Origin of the sequence: Burkholderia sp. AU33545, assembly GCF_020419685.1 — a bacterium.
Classification (GTDB): domain Bacteria; phylum Pseudomonadota; class Gammaproteobacteria; order Burkholderiales; family Burkholderiaceae; genus Burkholderia; species Burkholderia diffusa.
The window spans coordinates 903,326-926,303 of the sequence record NZ_JAIZRQ010000001.1 but is presented as its reverse complement, the minus strand read 5'-3'; the positions used below and the strand labels follow the sequence as shown (position 1 = coordinate 926,303).

19 protein-coding genes are annotated in these 22,978 nt (G+C 67.5%); 11 read left to right on the top strand and 8 right to left on the bottom strand.

Going from position 1 to position 22,978, the window contains the following annotated elements; all coding sequences use genetic code 11:
* Positions 1–80: 80 nt before the first annotated feature.
* On the bottom strand, positions 81–536 hold the full coding sequence (locus LGM71_RS04260; RefSeq protein WP_044846066.1) for a CBS domain-containing protein: 456 nt from the start codon (positions 534–536) through the stop codon (positions 81–83).
* Between the two features lie 158 nt (positions 537–694).
* Between LGM71_RS04260 and LGM71_RS04255 the strand changes: the two genes are divergently transcribed.
* Positions 695–1,012: an Mpo1-like protein gene (locus LGM71_RS04255; RefSeq protein ID WP_044846067.1), complete on the top strand. Its 318-nt coding sequence runs from the start codon at positions 695–697 to the stop codon at positions 1,010–1,012.
* Between the two features lie 18 nt (positions 1,013–1,030).
* On the opposite strand, the gene LGM71_RS04250 is transcribed toward LGM71_RS04255, so the two are convergent.
* Positions 1,031–2,362, bottom strand: coding sequence for a YihY family inner membrane protein (locus tag LGM71_RS04250; RefSeq protein ID WP_124626491.1), 1,332 nt, complete (start codon positions 2,360–2,362; stop codon positions 1,031–1,033).
* A gap of 144 nt (positions 2,363–2,506) precedes the next feature.
* On the opposite strand from LGM71_RS04250, the gene wrbA reads away from it, so the two are divergent.
* From wrbA to LGM71_RS04230, 4 genes are read left to right on the top strand one after another with little or no spacing between them, the layout of a single operon-like run.
* Positions 2,507–3,127 (top strand): NAD(P)H:quinone oxidoreductase, encoded by a 621-nt coding sequence (gene wrbA, locus LGM71_RS04245; RefSeq protein ID WP_059606576.1) that lies wholly within the window; start codon positions 2,507–2,509, stop codon positions 3,125–3,127.
* Positions 3,124–3,516: a DUF2069 domain-containing protein gene (locus LGM71_RS04240; RefSeq protein ID WP_059545112.1), complete on the top strand. Its 393-nt coding sequence runs from the start codon at positions 3,124–3,126 to the stop codon at positions 3,514–3,516. Before wrbA ends, LGM71_RS04240 begins: the two co-directional genes overlap by 4 nt.
* A 20-nt stretch (positions 3,517–3,536) precedes the next feature.
* Positions 3,537–4,958 (top strand): FAD-binding oxidoreductase, encoded by a 1,422-nt coding sequence (locus LGM71_RS04235; protein WP_226114245.1) that lies wholly within the window; start codon positions 3,537–3,539, stop codon positions 4,956–4,958.
* Positions 4,959–4,982: 24 nt separating this feature from the next.
* Positions 4,983–5,810, top strand: coding sequence for a metallophosphoesterase (locus LGM71_RS04230; RefSeq protein WP_226114086.1), 828 nt, complete (start codon positions 4,983–4,985; stop codon positions 5,808–5,810).
* Positions 5,811–5,861: 51 nt separating this feature from the next.
* On the opposite strand, the gene LGM71_RS04225 is transcribed toward LGM71_RS04230, so the two are convergent.
* Both LGM71_RS04225 and LGM71_RS04220 read right to left on the bottom strand, forming a co-directional pair.
* Positions 5,862–6,020: a hypothetical protein gene (locus LGM71_RS04225; protein WP_170296438.1), complete on the bottom strand. Its 159-nt coding sequence runs from the start codon at positions 6,018–6,020 to the stop codon at positions 5,862–5,864.
* Between the two features lie 125 nt (positions 6,021–6,145).
* Entirely contained in the window at positions 6,146–7,087 is a 942-nt protein-coding gene (locus LGM71_RS04220; RefSeq protein ID WP_059606568.1) for a LysR family transcriptional regulator, read from the bottom strand.
* 157 nt (positions 7,088–7,244) lie between these two features.
* On the opposite strand from LGM71_RS04220, the gene LGM71_RS04215 reads away from it, so the two are divergent.
* The 4 genes from LGM71_RS04215 to LGM71_RS04200 are packed head-to-tail and all read left to right on the top strand — an operon-like array spanning position 7,245 to position 12,058.
* Positions 7,245–8,753 (top strand): efflux transporter outer membrane subunit, encoded by a 1,509-nt coding sequence (locus LGM71_RS04215; RefSeq protein ID WP_226114085.1) that lies wholly within the window; start codon positions 7,245–7,247, stop codon positions 8,751–8,753.
* Between the two features lie 15 nt (positions 8,754–8,768).
* Positions 8,769–10,970, top strand: coding sequence for an FUSC family protein (locus LGM71_RS04210; RefSeq protein ID WP_226114084.1), 2,202 nt, complete (start codon positions 8,769–8,771; stop codon positions 10,968–10,970).
* On the top strand, positions 10,967–11,170 hold the full coding sequence (locus LGM71_RS04205; protein ID WP_011351756.1) for a DUF1656 domain-containing protein: 204 nt from the start codon (positions 10,967–10,969) through the stop codon (positions 11,168–11,170). Before LGM71_RS04210 ends, LGM71_RS04205 begins: the two co-directional genes overlap by 4 nt.
* 12 nt (positions 11,171–11,182) lie before the next feature.
* Positions 11,183–12,058 carry an HlyD family secretion protein gene (locus LGM71_RS04200; RefSeq protein WP_047900486.1) on the top strand — a complete coding sequence of 292 codons (876 nt, stop codon included), beginning with the start codon at positions 11,183–11,185 and terminating at the stop codon, positions 12,056–12,058.
* A gap of 36 nt (positions 12,059–12,094) precedes the next feature.
* On the opposite strand, the gene LGM71_RS04195 is transcribed toward LGM71_RS04200, so the two are convergent.
* Entirely contained in the window at positions 12,095–13,117 is a 1,023-nt protein-coding gene (locus LGM71_RS04195; protein WP_226114083.1) for an EpsG family protein, read from the bottom strand.
* Positions 13,118–13,320: 203 nt separating this feature from the next.
* Positions 13,321–14,994: a methyl-accepting chemotaxis protein gene (locus LGM71_RS04190; protein WP_226114082.1), complete on the bottom strand. Its 1,674-nt coding sequence runs from the start codon at positions 14,992–14,994 to the stop codon at positions 13,321–13,323.
* A gap of 417 nt (positions 14,995–15,411) precedes the next feature.
* Between LGM71_RS04190 and LGM71_RS04185 the strand changes: the two genes are divergently transcribed.
* Positions 15,412–16,650, top strand: a complete 1,239-nt coding sequence (locus LGM71_RS04185) for an MFS transporter (protein WP_226114081.1) — start codon at positions 15,412–15,414, stop codon at positions 16,648–16,650.
* A gap of 66 nt (positions 16,651–16,716) precedes the next feature.
* Here LGM71_RS04185 and LGM71_RS04180 read toward each other — a convergent pair whose 3' ends face one another.
* Both LGM71_RS04180 and LGM71_RS04175 read right to left on the bottom strand, forming a co-directional pair.
* Positions 16,717–17,514 carry a 5'-methylthioadenosine/adenosylhomocysteine nucleosidase gene (locus LGM71_RS04180; protein ID WP_226114080.1) on the bottom strand — a complete coding sequence of 266 codons (798 nt, stop codon included), beginning with the start codon at positions 17,512–17,514 and terminating at the stop codon, positions 16,717–16,719.
* Positions 17,511–19,874: a UvrD-helicase domain-containing protein gene (locus LGM71_RS04175; protein WP_226114079.1), complete on the bottom strand. Its 2,364-nt coding sequence runs from the start codon at positions 19,872–19,874 to the stop codon at positions 17,511–17,513. Before LGM71_RS04175 ends, LGM71_RS04180 begins: the two co-directional genes overlap by 4 nt.
* Positions 19,875–20,087: 213 nt before the next feature.
* On the opposite strand from LGM71_RS04175, the gene LGM71_RS04170 reads away from it, so the two are divergent.
* Positions 20,088–22,955: a valine--tRNA ligase gene (locus LGM71_RS04170; protein WP_124626506.1), complete on the top strand. Its 2,868-nt coding sequence runs from the start codon at positions 20,088–20,090 to the stop codon at positions 22,953–22,955.
* Positions 22,956–22,978 lie beyond the last annotated feature (23 nt).

The following is a 22,978-nucleotide window of genomic DNA, read 5'->3' as shown; positions in this document are numbered from 1 at the left end:
AACGGCGGCGCAGGCTGAACCTGCGCCGCCGTGCGCCGAGTGGCAGCGCCCGCGCGTCATGGCACAGGGCGCGACGTGCTTCACGGCTTCTGCGCTTCGGCTTCCGATTCCGGCCAGTCGCGGATGTACGCCTTCAGCATCCGGTTCTCGAAGCTTTGCGCCTCGACGACCGTCTTCGCGACGTCGTAGAACGAGATGACGCCCATCAGCACCTTCTTGTCGAGCACCGGCATGTAGCGTGCGTGGCGCTCGAGCATCATCCGGCGCACTTCGTTGACATCGGTTTCCGGCGTGCACGTGAGCGGCTCGTCCATCACCTTGCGCACCTGCACGTCGCCGATCGCGCCGCCGTTCACGTGGAGGCGCAGGATGATCTCGCGGAACGTCAGCATCCCGACGAGATCGCCGTACTCCATTACGACGAGCGAACCGATATCGTGTTCGGCCATCGTATCGACCGCTTCGCGCAGCGGCTTATCGGGCGTCACCGTAAACAGCGTGTTGCCCTTCACTTTCAGAATATCGCTGACGCGCATCGTAGTCCCCTCATGCTTGAATGCAAATCCGCTTTCGATCCTATCGGAAAGCCTGTCAAAAGGAAAGCGCGGGCCCGCGCGGCGCGGCCGCCCCCGCTTGCGGACGCGGGCCACCCGCCGCACAATGACTCCATCGACAGCGGCCCGAGGAGACGGCCATGGCGCATACGCATACGGAGCAATTCGCCAGCTTCGCTGATTTCTACCCGTACTATCTGAACGAGCACCAGAACCTCACGTCGCGGCGGCTGCACTTCATCGGCTCGCTCGGCGTGATCGGCTGCGTCGCGATGGCGATCGCGACGGGCCACTGGCCGTGGCTGCCGGCGGCGGTCGTGTGCGGCTACGGATTCGCGTGGGTCGGACACTTCTTCTTCGAGAAGAACCGCCCCGCCACGTTCCGGCACCCGATCTACAGCCTGATGGGCGACTGGGTGATGTTCAAGGACATCTGCACCGGGAAGATCCCGCTGTAACGCCCGCCCGGCGGCGCGTCACGCCGTTTTCGGCGGCCGCGCGTGCGGGTCGGGCGCCGCGCCGGGCACGGACCCCGGCACGGTCTCCGCCGGCTGCACGCCGGCGAGCCGGTGCTCGGCGATAAGCGACGCAAGCGATACGTCGAACCGGTCGTTCGACAGCACCTCCAGCAATGCCGCACCTTCGACGTGGCTGCGGCGTCGCTGCAGCTGGTAGGTCAGTTCCGTGCGGTCGATCACCAGCACGTCGAACAGCTGCGCCAGCGTCAGTTGCTCCGGATTCGCCAGCAGGATGTAGCGCGGCGCGAGTTCGCCGCTGTCCAGCCGCGCGATCCATTCCCGCTCCTCCATCGTCAGCAGCAGCCGCTGCGCGGTTTCCATGTCGCAGCGCAACATGGTCGCGAGCCGCATCGCGGTATAGCCCGCCTTGCCGACCGCGCGCGCCTCGGCCAGTCGCGCGAGCAATTCGAGCGCGTCGAGCAGATCGCTGCCCGGATAGTGGATGCGATGGAACTGGCCGACGCGAATCGCCGGCAGCGCGGACGCCACCATCGCGCCGAGCAGCGCGATGAACCAGCTCAGGTACACCCACAGCAGGAACACCGGCAGCGCCGCGAACGCACCGTAGACGGCCGTATAGGTCGGAATGCGCCGCACGTAATAGCCGAAGCCGCGCTTCGCGAGCTCGAACGCGATGGCCGCGAACAGCCCGCCGATCACCGCGTCGCGCCATGCGACCGTGCAGTTCGGCAGGTACACGTACAGCAACGTGAACGCGAGCACGGTCAGCGGCAGCGACACGAACGCGAGCAGCCATTCGACGATCGACGTCGACGGCCCGGCGCCGGTGAACGCCAGCGACTGCGTGAATAGGTACGACGAGATCGACAGGCTCACGCCGAACAGCAAGGGGCCAAGCGTGATCAGCGCCCAGTACGCGAGCACGCGCTGCGCGAACGGCCGCGGCTTGCGCACCCGCCAGATCAGGTTGAACGCGGACTCGATCGTCATCATCGTCATCACCGACGTGACGACGAGCACGATCAGGCCGGCCGTCGTCAGCCCCTTGGCCTTCGACGCGAACTGGTTCAGGTACTTGAAGATCTGGACGTTGAACTGCGCGGGCATCAGGTGATCCGCGAGGAACCCCTGCAGCGAGATCTGAAACGATGCGAACATCGGGAACGCGGTGAACAGCGCGAACGCGACCGTCACGAGCGGCACGAGTGCCAGCATCGTCGTGAACGTGAGGCTGCCCGCCACTTGCGGGATGCGATCCTCGGCGCTACGCCGGGCCGCGAACTGCGCGAGGCGCTTGAGGGTGTCGAGATCGACGCTCAACTTCGGCAAACGGCTTCTCCTTCTCGATGGCGCGTGCGCGACGGCGCGCCGCCGCCGCGCTGCGCGACGACTTCAGCCCCTATAATAGCCGCTCGATCCAGCAGGGGCCGACTGCACCGGGCATGCGCGCGGCCGCACGCGGCCCCGTCGCCCATGAAAGACATTCTCGTCCTCTATTACAGCCGCCACGGCGCCACGCGCGATCTCGCGCTAGCTATCGCGAACGGCATCGACAGCGTGCCCGGCATGCAGGCCCGCATCCGCACCGTGCCGCCCGTCTCGACTGTCTGCGAAGCCACCGCCCCCGACATCCCCGACGACGGCCCGCCCTATGCGGAACTCCGCGACCTCGAGGAATGCGCGGGCCTCGCGCTCGGCTCGCCGACCCGCTTCGGCAACATGGCCGCCTCGCTCAAGTATTTCCTCGACGGCACGACCCCGCAATGGCTGTCAGGCGCGCTGACCGGCAAGCCGGCCTGCGTGTTCACGTCGACCGGCAGCCTGCACGGCGGCCAGGAATCGACGCTGCTGTCGATGATGCTGCCGCTGCTGCATCACGGGATGATGATCGTCGGGATCCCGTACACGGAAGCCGCGCTCAGCACGACACGCACCGGCGGCACGCCGTACGGCGCATCGCACGTGTCGCAGCACGATCGCAGCGCGCCCGAAGGGCTGTCGGCCGACGAAAAAGCACTCGCGGCCGCGCTCGGCGCGCGGCTCGCCCGCGCGGCGTCGGCCCTGTCCGCCGCCCAGGCGGCCGAAGCCGCATGAATGCGCCCGCCCGCCCCGCCGTCGCCGCCCGGCCGCGCTACGCGCTGGCCGCGGCCGCGTGCCTCGTCGCACTGATCGCGCTGTCGCTCGCGTGGGAACTGTGGCTCGCGCCGCTGCGGCCGGGCGGCTCGGCGCTGATGCTCAAGGCCGTGCCGCTCGCGCTCGCGCTGCCCGGCGTCTGGCGGCGTAACATCTATACGATGCAGTGGGCGAGCATGCTGATCCTCGTCTATTTCGCCGAAGGCATCGTGCGCGGCATGTCCGACCGCGGGTTGTCCGCGACGCTCGGCTGGTGCGAGACCGCGCTCGCCGTCGGCTTCTTCGTGGCAGCGCTTGCATACGTCGCGCCGTTCAAGCGCGCGGCGAAGCGGCAGCGCGCCGCGTCCTGACCCTTACGCGACCGAACGTGATGAATTCTTCCGAAGCCTTCGTTTCCGCCTGCCGCGACGCGATCGGCGCCACCTACGTTCTGACCGATCCGCACGACACCGAGCCGTTCCTGATCGACTGGCGCCGCCGCTACAAAGGCCGCGCGTGCGCGGTGCTGAAACCGGCCGATACGGCCGAAGTCGCCGCGCTCGTCCGGCTCGCGAACACGCATGGCGTCGCGCTCGTGCCGCAGGGCGGCAACACGGGCCTCGCCGGCGGCGCAACGCCTGACGCGAGCGGCGGCCAGGCCGTGCTGAGCCTCGCGCGCCTGAACCGCGTGCGCGCGCTCGATCCGCACAACAACACGATCACGGTCGAAGCCGGCGTGATCCTCGCCGACGTGCAGGCGCGCGCCCGCGAAGGCGGCCGCCTGTTCGCGCTGAGCCTCGCCGCCGAAGGCAGCTGCACGATCGGCGGCAACCTGTCGACCAACGCGGGCGGCACCGCGGTGCTGCGCTATGGCAACGCGCGCGAGCTGTGCCTCGGGCTCGAGATCGTGACGCCGCAGGGTGAGACCTGGGACGGCCTGCGCGGCTTGCGCAAGGACAACACGGGCTACGACCTGCGCGATTTGTTCATCGGTGCGGAGGGCACGCTCGGGATCATCACGGCCGCCGTGATGAAGCTGCATCCGCTGCCGGCCGCGCAGGTCACCGCGCTGGCCGCGCTCGAGTCGCCGCACGCGGCGCTCGACTTCCTCGCGCTCGCGCAGCGCGCGGCCGGCCCGCTGTTGACCGGCTTCGAGCTGATGTCCGACTTCTGCATGCAGCTCGTCGGCAAGCATTATCCGCAACTGCGCTATCCGTTCGACCGCACGCATGCGCAGACGGTGCTGCTCGAACTGTCGGACAACGAAAGCGAAACGCACGCCCGCGCGCTGTTCGAAAAGCTGATGGAAGAGGCGTTCGAGGCCGGGCTCGTGGTTGACGCGGTGGTCGCGGAAAATCTCGCGCAGTCGCGCGCGTTCTGGGATCTGCGCGAACACATCCCGCTCGCGCAGGCCGACGAGGGACTGAACATCAAGCACGACATCGCGGTGCCGATCTCGTCGATCGCGCGCTTCATCGACGAAACTGACGCGGCAATCCAGCAGGCCGCGCCCGGCGCACGGATGGTCACGTTCGGCCACCTCGGCGACGGCAACCTGCACTACAACGTGCAGACGCCCGAAGGCGGCGACCCGAAGGCGTTCCTCGCGGAATTCCAGAAGCCGATCAATCGCATCGTCTACGACAACGTGCACCACCACCACGGCACGATCAGCGCGGAGCACGGGATCGGCCAGTTGAAGATCGACGACGCGCAGCGCTACAAGTCGCCGGTCGAAACGGCACTCATGCGCACGCTGAAGAACGCGCTCGACCCACGCGGGCTGATGAATCCCGGCAAGGTTCTGCGCTGAAGCCCCCAACCCGGAGCGATGTCCATGAGAGTTCGCGTCCTTTCCGACCTGCATCTCGAAAGCAACCAGCCCGACACGATCGCGCATGCCGATGCGGATCTCGTCGTGCTGGCCGGCGATATCCACAATCACGCGGAAGGCCTGCGCTGGGCCGCCGAAACGTTCGACACGGACGTGCCGGTGATCTACGTGCCGGGCAACCACGAGTACTACGACGGGGAATTCGGCGCGCTCGAAACGGCGATGCGCGACGCCGCGCAGGCGATCGACAACGTGCATTACCTGAACAACGGCGTGTACGTCGATCCGGCGCAGCGCTTCCGCGTGCTGGGCACGACGCTGTGGTCCGATTTCTCGCTGTTCGGGGCCGACGAGACGAGCATCGCACGCGCGATCGATGCCGGCATGCGTGTGATGCTCGATTTCAAGGGCTTGATCCAGGTGACGTGGCCGCACGATGCGGCACTGCATGCGACGGTGGCGCCGGAGCGGGATTTCACGCCGGCCGACGCGATCGCGCTGCACCGGCAAGGCCGTGCGTGGCTGGAAGCACGGCTCGCGACGCCGTTCGACGGCCGCACGATCGTCGTCACCCATCATGCGCCGCACCTGCGCTCGCTGGCCGAGCGTTACGCGGAAGACCTCGCATCTGCGGGATTCGTCACGGACATGGCTGAACTCGTGCGGCCGCCCGTGGACCTGTGGATCCACGGCCACACGCATACATCATTCGATTACGTGACCGACAGCGGCACGCGCGTGGTGTGCAACCCGCGCGGCTATATCCACCGGCGCACCGGCGAACTGGAAAATCCCGCGTTTGCGTGGGACAGAGTGGTCGAACTCGGCTGAGCGCCATCGGGCCGCGTGATGCGGCCCTTCCCGATCCGAAAGGCCGCCCGATCAGCGATCGGCGCGGCGCGATCCGTTCGACGACGGGCGCACCCGCACCGGCACCGGCTTCATCCGTGCCTTCATCGCGCGCAGCAGATCGCGCGTCGCCGCGGCGGCAGCAGCCGCACCAAGCAGAACTCCAAGGCCGATCATCAGTTGCGTATCCATTGCGACTCCGGGTATGGGCAGATCCAAATCTCTCTGATTTGAACAGTATCAAACTGTCCGCCGTCCGAGGGTAAAAAAATGTTGCGCGAAGGACAAATCTCGTCAGATCGGGCTCGACCGCGCGCTCATGTCGCAGCCGTGAACTGCGCGAGCGCGGCTTCGTCGGCTTCGAGCGTGGCCGGCAACTCGTCGCGCAAAAAATCGACCCAGGTGCGGATTTTCGCGTCGAGGTACTGGCGCGACGGATACAGCGCGTAAATGTTCATCACGTGCGACCGGTATTCGGGCATCACGCGCACGATGTGTCCGCTGCGCAGCCCGCCGATCGCCGAATAGAGCGGCAACCCGCCGATCCCCATCCCTTCCCGCACGGCCACCGCGAGCGCCTCTGCGACGTTCACGCGGAACGGCGGCGCCGTGATCGGAATCACCTCGTCGCCGCGCGGCCCCGACAGCGACCACTCGTCGAAGTGAAATCCCGGCGCGACCATCCCGAGACAGACGTGATGCTCGAGATCCGCGGGAGTCCGCGGCACGCCGTGCGCGTCGACATAGCCGGGCGACGCGCACACGACGCTGTAGCTCTCGCCGAGCCGCTGCGACACGAGCCCCGAATCGGGCAGGTCGCGGCCGACGACGATCGCGACGTCGTACCCCTCGTCGAGCAGGTCGGGCATCCGCTGCGCGAGCGTCAGTTCGACGTGCACGTCCGGATAGCGCTGCCGATAGCGCGCGATGGCCGGCACCAGGTAGTGCTGCCCGAGGCTCGTGAAGCAATGGACCTTCAGCTTGCCCGACGGGCGCGCGTGCGCGTCGCCCGCTTCGGCCTCGGCCTGGTCGACGTACGCGAGGATCTGCTCGCAGCGCTGCAGGTAGCGCTCGCCTGCCTCGGTCAGCGCGATCCGGCGTGTCGTCCGGTTCAGGAGGCGCGTGCGCAGATGCGCCTCGAGATCCGACACGGCGCGCGACGCGTAGGCAGTAGTCGAATTCATCTGCTGGGCGGCCGCGGTAAAGCTTCCCGCGTCGACCACGCGGACGAATACCCGCATGTTTTGTAGCGTATCCATCCCATTACCCGTTTGAATCCGGATGGATTGTTGCACAGGGTCGAACAAATATTATCTCAGGATTCGTAAAAATGACTTGCATCCTTGTCCATTTATTCAGGAATCACTGAAAAATATAATCGCATCCGACTTATCTATATCCGAAAGGGAGAAAATCGTGCGGTCTCCGGCAACAAAAGGGACGCTGGCACTGGCGGTTCTTGCAGTCTCATTAATAATGGCCGGGTGCGCGAGCATGGGCGACAACAAGCCGCAGTCCGCCCGCATCGAAGCGAACACGCTCGATGCCGGTGCCGCCATCCGCGCGGCGAACCGCGACGCGGGCTGGCCCGCGTCCGACTGGTGGCGCGCGTACCGCGACCCGCAGCTCGACGCGTGGATCGCCGCCGCGCAGGCCGGCAACCCGACCCTCGCGGCCGCCGAGGCCCGCGTTCGCGAAGCGCAGGCGATGGCACGCGTGGCCCGTTCGGCGGAATTGCCGCAGATCAACGGCAACCTGTCGCTGATGCGCCAGCACTGGCCCGATAACGTCTACTACGGCCCGGGGCCGCTCGCCAACACCGACACGTGGAACAACACCGGCACGCTCGGCCTGTCGTACCACCTCGACCTGTGGGGCAAGGACAAGAACGCGACCGAGCGCGCGCTCGACACCGCGCATGCGACCGCAGCCGACGCACGGGCGGCGAAGCTCGAGCTCGAGGTCAACGTCGTACGCGCGTATGTCGGCATGTCGATGAACTACGCGCTGCTCGACCTCGCGCACGAAACGTTCGAACGCCAGCGCTCATTGGCCGATCTCGCGCGCAAGCGCCTGCAGGCGGGCCTCGGCACGCAGCTCGAAGTCAGCCAGGCCGAATCGACGCTGCCCGACTACGAGCGCCAGATCGACAGCTATGAAGAAGCGATCCAGCTCGCGCGCCACCAGCTCGCCGCGCTCGCTGGCAAGGGCCCGGGCGCCGGCGATGCGATCAAGCGGCCGAGCCTGACGCTCGACGCGCCGGCCGGCTTGCCGTCCGCCATGCCGGCCGACCTGCTCGGCCGCCGCCCGGACGTCGTCGCGGCCCGCTGGATGGTCGACGCGCAGGCACGGGGCATCGATGTCGCGAAAGCCGCGTTCTACCCGAACATCGACCTGCTCGCGACGGTCGGCGGCTTCGGCGTGACCGCGCCGTTCGCCGACTTCCTGCGGGCGATGAACGGCGGCTGGACCGCCGGCCCCGCGCTGTCGCTGCCGATCTTCGAAGGCGGCCGCCTGCGCGCGCAACTCGGTGCGGCCGACGCCGGCTACGACCAGGCGGTCGAGCGCTACAACCAGACGGTCGTCGGCGCGCTCAAGGACATCGCCGACCAGGTCGTGCGGATCCGCTCGCTCGATACGCAGAAGAAGGACGCCGCGCGCTCGGTCGCCGCCAACGACCGCAGCTACCAGCTGTCGCGCGAAGGCTTTCGCCGCGGGCTAACCGATTACGTGAACGTGCTGGTCGCGCAACAGCAGCTGCTGCGCGCGCAGGAGACGGCGGCCCGCATTGACGCGGAGCGCCTCGCCGCGCACGCGCAGCTGATGGCCGCGCTCGGCGGCGGCGTCGAGACGGAAACAGACGTTCAGGGCGGCCATCCGCCGCATGACGAATCCGCCGCGAGTGCCGCGTCGGCCGCACGGTAACGCGGAGCAACCGTCATGTCCGCCTCCTCCCCCGCTTCCACGCACGCCGCCGGCCCGCTCACGGCCTGGTCCACCGCGTTCGGCGACTGGGCCCGCAGCGACGGCGCCGCGTGGCTCTATCTGTTCAAGGCACTGCTCGCCGCGTTCATCGCGACCGGCGTGTCGATGCGGCTCGACCTGCCGGCGCCGAAGACGGCGATGACCACGGTGTTCATCGTGATGCAGCCGCAAAGCGGCGCGGTGCTCGCGAAGAGCTTCTACCGGGTCGCCGGCACGATCTTCGGGCTGATCGCGACGCTCACGTTCGTCGGGTTGTTCCCGCAGCAGCCGCAGCTGTTCCTGCTGGCCGTCGCGCTGTGGGTCGCCCTGTGCACGGCCGGCGCCGCGCGCAACCGCAACTTCCGCAGCTACGGCTTCCTGCTCGCCGGTTACACGACCGCGCTGATCGGGCTGCCGGCATCGCAACATCCGGACGGCGCGTTCATGAGCGCGATGACGCGGGTCGCCGAGATCATGGTCGGGATCGTGTCCGCAGGCGTCGTCAGCGCGCTGGTGTTTCCGCAGTACACCGGCGAGCAGATGCGCACGACCGTGCGCAAGCGCTTCAGCAGCTTCGTCGACTACGTCGCGGCGGCGCTGTCGGGCCAGCTCGACCGCGCGCACATCGAAACCATCCATGCGCGCTTCGTCGCGGATGTGGTCGGCTTCGAAGCGGCGCGCAGCATGGCCGTGTTCGAGGATCCGGACACGCGGATGCGCAGCGGCCGCCTCGCGCGGCTGAACAGCGAGTTCATGAGCGTATCGAGCCGCTTCCATGCACTGCACCAGTTGATGAACCGGTTGCGCGCGGCCGGCGCGCAGGCCGCGATCGATGCGATCGAGCCGTACTTCCGCGAAATCGCGCCCCTTCTGACGCGCAATGGCGAACCGGTACGCTCGTCGGCCGACGCCGCGCTCGCGGCTGAACAGCTGCTCGCGTGGCGCGACGCGCTGCCGCGCCGCATCCGCGTGACGCGCGCCGCGCTCGAGACGCAACCGGATTTTCCACTGCTCGACTTCGACACGGCCACCGAGCTGCTGTACCGCTTCATCACGGACCTGCACGAATACGCGGCGACCTATGCGTCGCTGTCGACCCCGACGCACGAGCGCGAACGCTGGATCGAGCGCTATGAACCGCGCACCAACGTGACGGCGATGGTGATCGCGGCGATTCGGACCGCGACCGTGATCCTGGTGCTCGGCTGGTTCTGGATCGAAACCGCGTGGCCGAGCGGCGTGACGATGACGCTGACGGCCGCGGCCACTTGCGCGCTCGCGTCGTCGACGCCGCGCCCGACCGCGATGTCCGCCCAGATGGGCATGGGTACCGCGCTGGCCGTATGCACGGGCTTCCTGCTGACATTCGGCATCTACCCGCACATCGACGGCTTCCCGCTGCTGTGCGCGGCCCTCGCGCCGCTGCTCGCGATCGGCATCTTCATGACGTTGAAGCCGAAGCTCGCGGGCTACGGGATGGGCTACCTGATCTTCTTCAGCTTCCTCGCCGGCCCCGACAACATCACGCACTACGACCCGATGAGCTTCATGAACGACGCGCTCGCGCTGGTGCTGTCGATGCTGGTCTCGGCGATCGCGTTCGCGGTGCTGTTTCCGCCGACCGCGCCGTGGCTCAAGAAGCGGCTGTTCGCCGACCTGCGCCACCAGGTGGTCGCCGCATGCCACGCACGTCTGGCCGGACTGCGCACGCGCTTCGAGAGCGGCGCGCGCGACCTGATGTTCCAGGCGCACACGCTATCGGCCGACCAGCCCGACGTGCAGCGCGACGCGCTGCGCTGGATGTTCGCGGTGCTGGAGACGGGCAATGCGGCGCTCGACCTGCGCACCGAACTGGCGATGCTGCCGTCCGACCCGCGCTATGCGCCGACGACGCCGTGGCGACGCGCGATCGAGACGATGCGCACCGCGCTGTCCGCGCTGTTCCGCAAGCCGAGCGCAGCGCGCTTCGACGCGACGCTCGACGCGGTCAACGCCGCGATCGACGCGACCCGGCAGACGCTCGATGCGTTCACGCCGTCGCGCGAGGAGCGTCATCGGCTGCAGCGCATCCTGAGTCATCTGCATTTCGTACGCACGGCGCTGCTCGATCCGGAATCGCCCCTCGAGCCGCTCAACCGCAATCGCCCCGTGCGTCCCCAACAAGGAGCCTCGTCATGATGCCGCGTGAAATCGCCATTCTCGATGCCTACATGCCCACGGTGGTCCTGATGTTCGTCCTGGGCGCGCTGGCGACCTGGGCCGTCGACCGCCTGCTTGCCTACACGGGCCTCTACCGTCTCGTGTGGCACCCGTCGCTGTTCCGCGCGTGCCTTCTCGTCTGCATTTGCGGCGGACTGAGTCTTGCCGTTTACCGTTGATTCCGAACCATCATGATTCTCAGAAAACTCTTCGGCTTCGTCGCGACCGCCGTCATCCTTCTCGTCGCGATCCTGATCGGGCGCTCGCTGTGGGTGCACTACATGGACGATCCCTGGACGCGCGACGGGCGCGTCCGTGCCGAGATCGTCAACGTCGCGCCGGACGTGTCGGGCGCGATCGTCGAGCTGCCGGTGCATGACAACCAGCTCGTGAAAAAGGGCGACCTGATCATGCAGATCGACCCGTCGCACTATCAGATCGCGGTCGAGCAGGCGCAGGCGGCCGTCGCCGCCCGCCGCGCGGAACTGCAGATGCGCCGCGACGACGCGGCCCGTCGTGCCGACCTCGACGCGCTCGTCGTGTCGAAGGAAAACCGCGAGAACGCGGCGCACAGCGCATCGAGCGCCGACGCGCAGTACCAGCAGGCAATCGCCGCGCTCGATGCCGCGAAGCTCAATCTCGAACGCACGCGCGTGGTCGCGCCGGTCGACGGCTACATCACGAACCTGCAGACGTTCAAGGGCAACTACGCGGTGGCCGGCCAGGCGAAGCTCGCGATCGTCGACAGCCATTCGTTCTGGGTCTACGGCTACTTCGAGGAGACCAAGCTGCCGCGCGTGAAGGTCGGCGCACCGGCCGAGATGCGGCTGATGAGCGGCGGCGTGATGAAGGGCCATGTCGAGAGCATCTCGCGCGGCATCTACGATCGCGACAACCCGCAAAGCCGCGACCTCGTCGCGGACGTGAACCCGACCTTCAACTGGGTGCGCCTCGCGCAGCGCGTGCCGGTGCGCATCCGCATCGACGAAGTGCCGGCCGACGTGGTGTTGTCGGCGGGCACGACCTGCACGGTCATCATCGATCCGGACAAGCAGAAGAAGTCGTGACGGCACTCCGGCCGGGCGCCACCGCACCCGGCCGCGTCATTCCCAGAAGAACCGGTAAGGCAGGAACGGCGACGGGCCGAGCCCGTATTCGCCGAGCATGTTGCGCATTCGCATCGCGAAGCCGACGGCGCCGATCAGGGCCAGCGCAACGATGACGTGCCGGCGCCGGATCCCCGGCACGTGCTGTATCGGCACGAACTGACAGCCCATCGCGAACAGCACGAGCCACTGGAAACGCAGCCCCGCATAGCTGACCCGCGCGAGCGCGAAGCTCGCGATCTCGCAAACGAACAGGAACACGAGCGTGCGCGGCATGCGCGCCAGCAGCACCCAGCCGGCAGCGAGCGTCAGCATCGCAAGGCCGAGCGGTGCGCCGCCCGATGTCTGCGCGGGCGGCGTGAACGCCGCATACAGGCCGACCTTCGCGAGCAGCGCGTCGTGATGCATCGCGAACAGCACGCCGCCGATCGCGACCGCCAGCCCCGCATAGCGCAGCAGGCGCAACCGTCGGATCTGCAGCAGCACGACAAGCAGCGCCGCCGACACGTGCATGCTGGTCGCCGCGGCAGCGAACGCGAGCGACGCGCCGTGCCGCCTGCGCGCCCACGCGTCCGAAGCAAGCTTCGCGACACAGAACGCGACGCCGTAGCGCAAGCCGCTCATCGCCATGTCGTAGAAGAACAGCGGAAAGATCAGCGTGGCGAACACACATGCGTCCTCGGCGCTCCGGCCGAACGCGGCCACGCAGGCGACGACGACCAGCAGCGACAGGATCACCATCGCGATGTGCGGATCGTGCCCGAGCCACTCGAGCGCGCGCACGAGCCAGACGAAGCCCGGTTCGAGCGTGCGCGGCACGACCTTCAGGTTACCGCTCCAGATGCCGGTAATGATGTCGTGGTAGATCGCCGTGTCGGTGCCCGTCCGGCCCCGCAGCACGGCGAACGCGGCGGCCGGCGCGATGCCCGCCGCGAGCCATCGCCACGCGGCCGTGCGCGTGCGCATTCCGATCGCGGCGGACGCGAGCATCCACACGTATCCCGTCAGGTAAATCGTCATCGTCGTTGTTACGACCCGCTCGGCGTGCTGTCGCCCCGGAGTCGGTGCGACCGCGCCGCGCGGATCTGGCCCCCAGCTATGTGGAGGCGCATTGTAAGGGATTGCGTGCGGGCCGACTGCACGGACTGTCACCGATCGACAGCAGCCCGCCAGCCTGCGCGTCGCCCACGGACGGCTCGCGACGGTGTGGGACGAAGCGACGCTCAGGCCGCGATGCGAAAGCGTCCGACCAGCGACTTGAGGGCCTGCGCCTGCTCGTCGAGCGCATTCGCTGCTGCGGCCGCCTGTTCGACGAGCGCCGCGTTCTGCTGCGTGCCCGCATCCATCTGCGTGACGGCGCGGCCGATCTCGTCGATTCCCGCGCTCTGCTCGTCCGACGCCGCGGAGATCTCGCCGATGATGTCGGTCACGCGCTTGACCGCCCGCACCACGTCGTTCATCGTGCGTCCCGCATCGTGCGCGAGCGCCGCGCCGTTCGCGACGCGCTCGACCGACGCGCCGATCAGCGCACGGATCTCCTTCGCCGCGGTCGCCGCGCGCTGCGCGAGCAGCCGCACCTCGCCCGCGACCACCGAAAAACCGCGTCCCTGCTCACCCGCGCGCGCCGCCTCGACCGCGGCGTTCAACGCGAGAATGTTGGTCTGGAACGCGATCCCCTCGATCGTGCCGATGATGTCGCGAATGTTCTTCGCGCTGTCGTCGATCTCGCTCATCGTCGCGACCACGCGCCCGACGACTTCGCCGCCCGCCTCCGCGACGGCCGACGCATTGGCCGCGAGCGTGCTCGCTTGCCGCGCGTTCTCGGCATTCTGCCGCACCGTCGACGTGAGTTCCTCCATGCTGGCCGCAGTGCGCTCCAGCGCGACGGCCTGCTGCTCGGTGCGCCGCGACAGGTCGAGGTTACCGGTCGAGATCTCGCCGGACGCGGCCGCGATCGCCTCGGCGCTGACGGCGATCTCGCCGACGGTCGCCGCGAGCCCGGTCTGCATGTCGGACAGCGCACGCACCATGCTGTCGCGGTCGTGCCGGCCGAGCGGTATATGCCGTGTGAGGTCGCCGCGCGCGATGTCGGCGGCGATCGCCTTCGCCTCCGCGGGCTCGCCGCCGAGCTGCGACGCGAGGCGGCGCACGACCCCTTCGGCAATCGCGATCGCCAGCACGATCAGCGCGGCCGTCATCGCCGCGATCATCGCGAACGACGACGAGAAGATCGTTGCGGACGCATCGAGCGTCGCCTTCGACTTCGCGCCGCGCGTCTTCACCAGCATCGCGACGAGCTTCTCGAGCTTGCCGGTCTCGACCAGCAGCGACACGTCCTGCGTGCCGACTTGCCAGTTCATCTGCGACAGGTCGAGCGGCTGCGCCTGCACGAGCGCGACGAAATCGCGCAGATGGCCGCTCCACGTGCCGACCGCCATCGAGAACGCGCGCAGTCGCGCGGAATCGTCCGCATCGGACGGATCCGCGTATCGCTGCAGCGTCGCGAGCGCCTGGCCGATCGACGCGAGCCCCGCGCCAACCTCGGCGCCCAGGTCGTCGCGCTCCTTCGCGGTGGTCGCGGTCAGCAGCATCTTCTGCGCGCGGCTCGCGCGCAGCACCTCGGCGCGCACCTCCTCCGCCGCCCGGCTCGCGACGTGCCCCTGCTCATAGACCGACGCAATCGACGCGTTCAGCCGGCTGATCTGCCACAACGAAAACACGCCGATCGCGAGCGTGCCGGCCAGCAGGATCGCGAAGGCCGCGCGCAACGTCGCCTTGACCGTCCACGACCGGCGTTCGCGCCGGGCTGAGCGCGCGCGCCATGCGGCGGGCCTGGCGGCTGCGTCGGATGCGGCGGCGGCCGCAACCGGCCGCGGATGCAATGAAGCTGCTTTCATCGATATTTCCCCGTATTGATCATGCCGCCGGAAAGGTCGGTTCCGGCGGCCGGCATTGCCGCGATGGCCCGCCATGCCGCGCGCCCTGTGCTCGCCCGGCTCGTGGCCGGTGCCGCACGTGGCGCACTTGTGATGTCGCTGCGTCGTTCTACGGCCGCCATCGGCGCGCCTTGAGTCCGGGCAAACACCGATCCGGTCCCGCGCGGCCCGATGAAAGGCGGACCCGCCGCAGCGTCGCAGCGTTATACCTGGCCAAAAAACGCGTCATGGCCGAATCGTCACAGCAATGTCCGAATCGCGACAAAACTTGTCCTGACATTCTCGATGCGCCACATTAGACTTCTTTGACGCAACAACGATTCGAACGCGCCGATCCCCATCAGAGCGCGTCCCGCCACCTCAACTCGCTCAGCTCACATGGAAACCAGCCTCGATACGGGCGCCGGCGCAACAGCCGCAGCCCAGCCGTCTGCCCCACCCGCTCCGCGTACCGTTTTCCCCGTGCTCGGCGCGATCAGCTTCTCGCACATGCTCAACGACATGATCCAGTCGTTGATCCTCGCGATCTATCCGATGCTCAAGAGCCAGTTCGCGCTGTCGTTCGCGCAGATCGGCCTGATCACGCTGACCTACCAGATCACCGCGTCGCTGCTGCAGCCGCTTGTCGGCCTGTACACGGACAAGCGGCCGAAACCGTATTCGCTGCCGGTCGGGATGGGCTTCACCCTCGCGGGGCTGCTGCTGATGTCGGCCGCGCAGAACTTCCCGACGCTGCTGGCGGCGGCGGCGCTGGTCGGCTGCGGCTCGTCGGTGTTCCATCCGGAATCGTCGCGCGTCGCGCGGATGGCATCGGGCGGCCAGCACGGGCTCGCGCAGTCGCTGTTCCAGGTCGGCGGCAACGCAGGTTCGGCACTCGGGCCGCTGCTCGCCGCGCTGGTGATCATTCCGCACGGCCAGCACAGCATTGCTTGGTTCTCGGCGGCCGCGCTCGTCGCGATGGTCGTCCTCACGCAGATCGGCCACTGGTACAAGAAGCATCCGTCGATGAAGAAGAAGGCCGCGGCGGCCGGCCATCCGACACTGTCGCAGGGCCGCGTGCTCGCCGCGATCGGCGTGCTGGTGCTGCTGGTCTTCTCGAAGTACTTCTACCTCGCAAGCATCAACAGCTATTTCACGTTCTACCTGATCGACAAGTTCCACCTGTCGGTGCAGGCCGCGCAGATCCACCTGTTCGTGTTCCTCGCGGCAGTCGCGGCCGGCACGCTGATCGGCGGCCCGGTTGGCGACCGGATCGGCCGCAAGTACGTGATCTGGGTGTCGATCCTCGGTGTCGCGCCGTTCACGCTGCTGCTGCCGTACGCGAACCTGTTCTGGACAAGCGTGCTGAGCGTGATCATCGGCGTCGTGCTGGCGTCGGCGTTCGCCGCGATCCTCGTCTATGCGACGGAGCTGATGCCCGGCAAGGTCGGGATGGTCGCGGGCCTGTTCTTTGGCTTCGCGTTCGGCCTGGGCGGCGTGGGTGCCGCCGTGCTCGGCCAGCTCGCGGATGCGACGAGCATCACGTTCGTCTACAAGGTGTGCTCGTTCCTGCCGCTGATCGGCGTGCTGACGGTGTTCCTGCCGAACCTCGAAAGCAGCCGGCGCAAGAAGACGTGACGAACCGGCCGCGGCATGTGTGCCGCGGCCGGCCGAGCGATTCGAAGGGAAAATACGACGGCGGCTTCAGGCCGCCGTCGTCGCATGCAGCGAAAGGAAACGCTTGAGGATGCCGGACGAATAGCTGCTCGCGATCGCCGACAGGAAATGCGAGAACGACTGCGTCGCGTGATCGTCGGCCGTATCGGAGATCGTGCGCACGATGGCGAACGGCACGTCGTGCTCGGCGCACACCTGCGCGATCGCCGCACCTTCCATCTCGACCGCGAGCGCGTCCGGCAGCGCGTCGCGCAGCGCGACGACTTCCCGCTCGCTCGACACGAAGCGGTCGCCGCTGATGATCAGCCCGCCGTGCAACGTCGCACCCGCCAGCCCGAAACGCTCGGCGAACCGCGCGCCCTCCTCGGCGACGAACAGCGTGCACGCGGCCTTCAGACGAGCCGTCAGCGCCGCATCGGTCGCGAACCGCGTGATGCCGAGCAGCGGCACCTCGTAGCGCGGAAACAGCGGCGACGCGTCGAGATCGTGCTGCAGCAGCAGATCGGCGACGACGACGTCGCCGACGCGTACCGTGCGCGACACCCCGCCGGCGACGCCGGTGAATACGATGCCGGACACGGCGAACACATGAATCAGTGCGCTGACCGTCGCGGCGGCCGCAACCTTGCCGACCCGCGCGAGCGTGACGACGCAGGCCGCGCCGTGCACGGTGCCGACGTGATAATCGCGGCGACCGAGCGTGATCGTCTTCATCACGCCTTCGGCACGCATCGCGGCGATCAGGTCGCCGAGTTCCTCGGGCAGCGCTGCCAGAATGCCGAGCGGGCGCGTCGAAACCGTTTCAGTCATGGCGATGCTCATCATTCCACCGCCTGCAGTTTCGCGACCGCCAGCGCGAGCCACTTCTCGCCGTGCCGTTTGAACTTCACCTGCGCCTTCGCATCGGCGCCGTTGCCTTCGAGCGCGGTGACCGTACCCTCGCCGAACTTGGTATGGAATACCTGCTGGCCGATGCGGAAGCCGGTGTCGGCCGCGCGCTGCTTGTTCGCGAACGCCGGCAGCGGCGCGGAGACCGCCGCGTCGACGACTTGCTCGCGACTGCCGCCGCCCGGCCGCGCGAACCAGTCGCGCCCCCAGCCGGCGTTGTCCGAGCGGCCGCCCCAGCGCGAACCCGCCTCGACCTTCGGCGTGAGCCACTTCAGCACGTGCTCCGGCAATTCGTCGAAAAAGCGCGAGCGCACGTTGTATCGCGTCTGGCCGTGCAGCATCCGGCTCTGCGCGAACGACAGGTAGAGCCGCTCCTTCGCGCGCGTGATCGCAACATACATCAGCCGCCGCTCTTCCTCGAGACCATCCGATTCGAGCACGCTGTTCTCGTGCGGGAACAGCCCTTCCTCGAGGCCGGTGATGAACACAGCCGAGAATTCGAGACCCTTCGCCGCGTGCACCGTCATCAGCTGCACCGCGTCCTGGCCGGCCTGCGCCTGGTTGTCGCCGGCCTCCAGCGACGCGTGCGACAGGAAGCCCGCGAGCGGCGTCATCGTGTCGGGGTTCTGCGCGGGGTCGCCGAGCGGCGCCGGATCGAGCACCTCGACTGTCGGATCGTCCACGTCCACGCCAAGCTCCGGCGCCGCGATCGCGCCCGCGCGCAGCGGAATCGAGCGGGCCGGCGCATCGAGCCCGTAGCCTTCCTCGCTCACGAACGCGGTGGCCGCGTTCACGAGTTCCTGCAAGTTCTCGAGGCGGTCCTGGCCTTCACGCTCGCCCTGGTAGAAATCGGCGAGGCCACTCGCGCGCACGACGTATTCGACCGTTTCCGGCAGGCTCATCTGCTGCGTCTCGGCGCGCATCTTCGCGACGAGGTTCGCGAACGCGCCGAGGCTCGTGCCGGCCTTGCCGGTGACGTACGGGATCGCCGCGGCCATCGAGCAGTCGTACAGGCGCGCGGCGTCCGCGAGCTGCTCGATCGAGCGCGCGCCGATCCCGCGCGTCGGGAAATTCACGACGCGCACGAACGCGGTGTCGTCGTTCGGGTTGTCGATCAGGCGCAGGTACGCGAGCGCGTGCTTCACTTCCTGGCGCTCGAAGAAGCGCAGGCCGCCGTACACGCGATACGGGATGCCCGACGTCATCAGCGTGTGCTCGATCGCACGCGATTGCGCATTGCTGCGATACAGGACGGCCACCTCGCTGCGCGACATCCCGGTGTTGATCAGCGAGCGGATCTCCTCGACGATCCAGCCGGCTTCCTGCGCATCGGTGCTCGCCTCGTACACGCGCACGGGCTCGCCATGGCCGGCGTCGGTGCGCAGGTTCTTGCCGAGGCGATGCGAGTTGTTCGAGATCAGCTGGTTCGCCGCGTCGAGGATGTTGCCGTGCGACCGGTAGTTCTGCTCGAGCTTGATCAGGTTGCGCACGCGGAATTCGTCTTCGAAGTCGCGCATGTTGCCGACGTTCGCACCGCGGAACGCGTAGATCGACTGGTCGTCGTCGCCGACCGCGAAGATCGCGTTCTCGCCGCCCGCGAGCATCTTGAGCCACGCGTACTGCAGCTTGTTGGTGTCCTGGAACTCGTCGACGAGAATATGCTTGAAGCGCGCCTGGTAGTGCGCGCGCAGCGGCGCGTTGTACGCGAGCAGCTCGTAGCAGCGCAGCAGCAGCTCGGGGAAGTCGACGACACCCTCGCGCTGGCACTGCTGGTCGTACGCCTGGTAGAGCTCGACGAACTTGCGGTTGAAGTTGTCGGACGCGTCGACCTTGTCGGGACGCAGCCCCTGCTCCTTCGCGTTGTTGATGAAGTACTGGACGTTCTTCGGCGGATATTTTTCGTCGTCGACATTTGCCGCCTTCATCAGCCGCTTGATCGCGGACAACTGGTCGGCCGTGTCGAGGATCTGGAAGGTCTGCGGCAGGCCGGCGTCGCGCCAGTGCGTGCGCAGCATCCGGTTGCACAGCCCGTGGAACGTGCCGATCCACATGCCGCGCGTGTCGATCGGCATCATCGCCGACAGCCGCGCCATCATTTCGCGCGCGGCCTTGTTCGTGAAGGTGACGGCAAGCACGGTGGCCGGCGACGCGTAGCCCTGCTGAATCAGCCACGCGATGCGCGTGATCAGCACGCGGGTCTTGCCGCTGCCCGCCCCCGCGAGGATCAGCGCCGGTTCGTTCGGCAGCGTGACGGCGGCGTATTGTTCAGGGTTCAGATTGGCGAGCAGATCGGGCATGGAGCGGCAGCGGACGTGCGAGAAAAGTGCGGACCCGCCATTATAAGTCGGCCGCGCGATGCCGTTTTCGATCCGTTCCGCCGCATGCCGTTACCCGCGTTGCGGCGCCCCTGCGACCTGCCCGCGCGGGCAAGCAATGGCTGGCCGATGTGCATCCATTTATAATTGTCAGATTCGGCATCCAATTCACGCAATTTTCGGCAGATTTCCACCATGAGCGACAACACGCTTGCGAAGAGTTTCGAGCCCCGCACCATCGAGTCCCAATGGGGGCCGGAGTGGGAAAAGCGCGGCTATGCGGCCCCGGCCTTCGATCCGGCCCGCCCCGATTTCTCGATCCAGTTGCCGCCGCCGAACGTGACGGGCACGCTGCACATGGGCCACGCGTTCAACCAGACGATCATGGACGGCCTCACCCGCTACCACCGGATGCTCGGCGAGAACACACTGTGGCTGCCCGGCACCGACCACGCGGGGATCGCGACCCAGATCGTCGTCGAGCGCCAGCTCGACGCACAGGGCGTGTCGCGACACGACCTCGGCCGTGAGAAGTTCGTCGAGCGCGTGTGGGAATGGAAGGAAAAATCCGGTTCGACGATCACCGGCCAGGTGCGCCGCCTCGGCGCGTCGCCCGACTGGTCGCGCGAATACTTCACGATGGACGACAAGATGTCGGCCGCCGTGCGCGACGTATTCGTCACGCTCTACGAACAGGGCCTGATCTACCGCGGCAAGCGCCTCGTCAACTGGGATCCGGTGCTGCTCACCGCGGTGTCGGATCTCGAGGTCGCGAGCGAAGAGGAAAACGGCCACCTGTGGCACATCCGCTACCCGCTCGTCGACGGTTCGGGCTCGCTGACCGTCGCGACGACGCGTCCCGAGACGATGCTCGGCGACGTCGCGCTGATGGTCCATCCGGAGGACGAGCGCTACGCGCACCTGATCGGCAAGCTCGTCACGCTGCCGCTGACGGGCCGCGAGATCCCGGTGATCGCCGACGACTACGTCGACCGCGAGTTCGGCACGGGTGTCGTGAAGGTCACGCCCGCGCACGACTTCAACGACTACCAGGTCGGCCTGCGCCACAACCTCACGCCGATCGAGATCCTGACGCTCGACGCCAAGATCAACGACAACGGCCCCGAGCAGTATCGCGGCCTCGACCGCTTCGACGCGCGCAAGGCGATCGTCGCCGACCTCGATGCGGAAGGCTTCCTCGACTCCGTGAAGCCGCACAAGCTGATGGTGCCGCGCGGCGACCGCACGGGCGTCGTGATCGAGCCGATGCTGACCGACCAGTGGTTCGTCGCGATGACGAAGCCGGCGCCGGAAGGCACGTTCAACCCGGGCAAGTCGATCACCGAAACGTCGCTCGACGTCGTGCGCAACGGCCAGATCAAGTTCGTGCCGGAAAACTGGACGACCACCTACTACCAGTGGCTCGAGAACATCCAGGACTGGTGCATCTCGCGCCAGCTGTGGTGGGGCCACCAGATTCCCGCATGGTACGGCGAGAACGGCGAGGTGTTCGTCGCACGCAACGAGGAAGACGCGCGCGCGAAGGCCGCCGCGCAGGGCTACACGGGCGCGCTGAAGCGCGACGAAGACGTGCTCGACACGTGGTTCTCGTCGGCGCTCGTGCCGTTCTCGTCGCTCGGCTGGCCGAACGAAACGCCTGAACTGAAGCACTTCCTGCCGTCGTCGGTACTCGTCACGGGCTTCGACATCATCTTCTTCTGGGTCGCCCGGATGGTGATGATGACGACGCACTTCACCGGCAAGGTGCCGTTCCACACGGTCTACGTGCACGGCCTCGTGCGCGACGCGGAAGGCCAGAAGATGTCGAAGAGCAAGGGCAACACGCTCGACCCGATCGACATCGTCGACGGCATCGACCTCGAGACGCTGGTCGCGAAGCGCACGACGGGCCTGATGAACCCGAAACAGGCCGCCACCATCGAGAAGAAGACGCGCAAGGAATTCCCGGACGGCATCGCCGCGTTCGGCACCGACGCGCTGCGCTTCACGATGGCGTCGATGGCGACGCTCGGCCGCAACGTGAATTTCGACCTCGCGCGCTGCGAAGGCTATCGCAACTTCTGCAACAAGCTGTGGAACGCCACGCGCTTCGTGCTGATGAACTGCGAAGGCCACGACTGCGGCGCCGACAAGCCGGAAGTGTGCGGCGCGGGCGACTGCGGCCCCGGCGGCTACCTCGACTTCTCGGCGGCCGACCGCTGGATCGTGTCGCTCCTGCAGCGCACCGAGGCCGACATCGCGAAGGGCTTCGCCGACTACCGCTTCGACAACATCGCCACCAGCATCTACAAGTTCGTGTGGGACGAGTACTGCGACTGGTACCTCGAACTCGCGAAGGTGCAGATCCAGAACGGCACGCCGGAACAGCAGCGCGCGACGCGCCGCACACTGCTGCGCGTGCTGGAAACGGTGCTGCGCCTCGCGCACCCGATCATTCCGTTCATCACCGAAGCGCTCTGGCAGAAGGTCGCGCCGCTCGCCGGCCGTTATCCGCAAGGCAAGGCCGAGGGCGAAGCGTCGCTGATGACGCAGGCGTATCCGATTGCGAACCTGCAGAAGATCGACGAGGCATCGGAGCAATGGGCGGCCGACCTGAAGGCGATCGTCGACGCGTGCCGCAACCTGCGCGGCGAGATGAACCTGTCGCCGGCGACCAAGGTGCCGCTGCTCGCGGCCGGCGATGCCGAGCGCCTGCGCTCGTTCGCGCCGTACGTCCAGGCCCTCGCCCGCCTGTCGGAAGTGCAGATCCTGGCCGACGAAGCGACGCTCGACCAGGCGGCGCACGGCGCGCCGATCGCGATCGTGGGCCCGAACAAGCTGGTGCTGAAGGTGGAAATCGACGTCGCGGCCGAACGCGAGCGCCTGTCGAAGGAAATCGCGCGTCTGACGGGCGAAATCGCGAAGTGCAACGCGAAGCTCGGCAACGAGGCGTTCGTCGCGAAAGCGCCGCCGGCCGTGGTCGAACAGGAGCAGAAGCGCGTCGCAGAATTCCAGAGCACGCTGGAAAAACTGCGCGCTCAGCTCGATCGGTTGCCTGCGTAACAAACAGTAAGGTCGTTTGCGTT

What these genes read in the sequence shown, in the direction of transcription:
- LGM71_RS04260 (WP_044846066.1), bottom strand. Translation starts at nt 536, where the DNA reads ATGCGCGTCAGCGATATTCTGAAAGTGAAGGGCAACACGCTGTTTACG.
- LGM71_RS04255 (WP_044846067.1), top strand. Translation starts at nt 695, where the DNA reads ATGGCGCATACGCATACGGAGCAATTCGCCAGCTTCGCTGATTTCTAC.
- wrbA (WP_059606576.1), top strand. Translation starts at nt 2,507, where the DNA reads ATGAAAGACATTCTCGTCCTCTATTACAGCCGCCACGGCGCCACGCGC.
- LGM71_RS04240 (WP_059545112.1), top strand. Translation starts at nt 3,124, where the DNA reads ATGAATGCGCCCGCCCGCCCCGCCGTCGCCGCCCGGCCGCGCTACGCG.
- LGM71_RS04235 (WP_226114245.1), top strand. Translation starts at nt 3,537, where the DNA reads ATGAATTCTTCCGAAGCCTTCGTTTCCGCCTGCCGCGACGCGATCGGC.
- LGM71_RS04230 (WP_226114086.1), top strand. Translation starts at nt 4,983, where the DNA reads ATGAGAGTTCGCGTCCTTTCCGACCTGCATCTCGAAAGCAACCAGCCC.
- LGM71_RS04225 (WP_170296438.1), bottom strand. Translation starts at nt 6,020, where the DNA reads ATGGATACGCAACTGATGATCGGCCTTGGAGTTCTGCTTGGTGCGGCT.
- LGM71_RS04220 (WP_059606568.1), bottom strand. Translation starts at nt 7,087, where the DNA reads ATGGATACGCTACAAAACATGCGGGTATTCGTCCGCGTGGTCGACGCG.
- LGM71_RS04210 (WP_226114084.1), top strand. Translation starts at nt 8,769, where the DNA reads ATGTCCGCCTCCTCCCCCGCTTCCACGCACGCCGCCGGCCCGCTCACG.
- LGM71_RS04205 (WP_011351756.1), top strand. Translation starts at nt 10,967, where the DNA reads ATGATGCCGCGTGAAATCGCCATTCTCGATGCCTACATGCCCACGGTG.
- LGM71_RS04200 (WP_047900486.1), top strand. Translation starts at nt 11,183, where the DNA reads ATGATTCTCAGAAAACTCTTCGGCTTCGTCGCGACCGCCGTCATCCTT.
- LGM71_RS04195 (WP_226114083.1), bottom strand. Translation starts at nt 13,117, where the DNA reads ATGACGATTTACCTGACGGGATACGTGTGGATGCTCGCGTCCGCCGCG.
- LGM71_RS04190 (WP_226114082.1), bottom strand. Translation starts at nt 14,994, where the DNA reads ATGAAAGCAGCTTCATTGCATCCGCGGCCGGTTGCGGCCGCCGCCGCA.
- LGM71_RS04185 (WP_226114081.1), top strand. Translation starts at nt 15,412, where the DNA reads ATGGAAACCAGCCTCGATACGGGCGCCGGCGCAACAGCCGCAGCCCAG.
- LGM71_RS04180 (WP_226114080.1), bottom strand. Translation starts at nt 17,514, where the DNA reads ATGATGAGCATCGCCATGACTGAAACGGTTTCGACGCGCCCGCTCGGC.
- LGM71_RS04175 (WP_226114079.1), bottom strand. Translation starts at nt 19,874, where the DNA reads ATGCCCGATCTGCTCGCCAATCTGAACCCTGAACAATACGCCGCCGTC.
- LGM71_RS04170 (WP_124626506.1), top strand. Translation starts at nt 20,088, where the DNA reads ATGAGCGACAACACGCTTGCGAAGAGTTTCGAGCCCCGCACCATCGAG.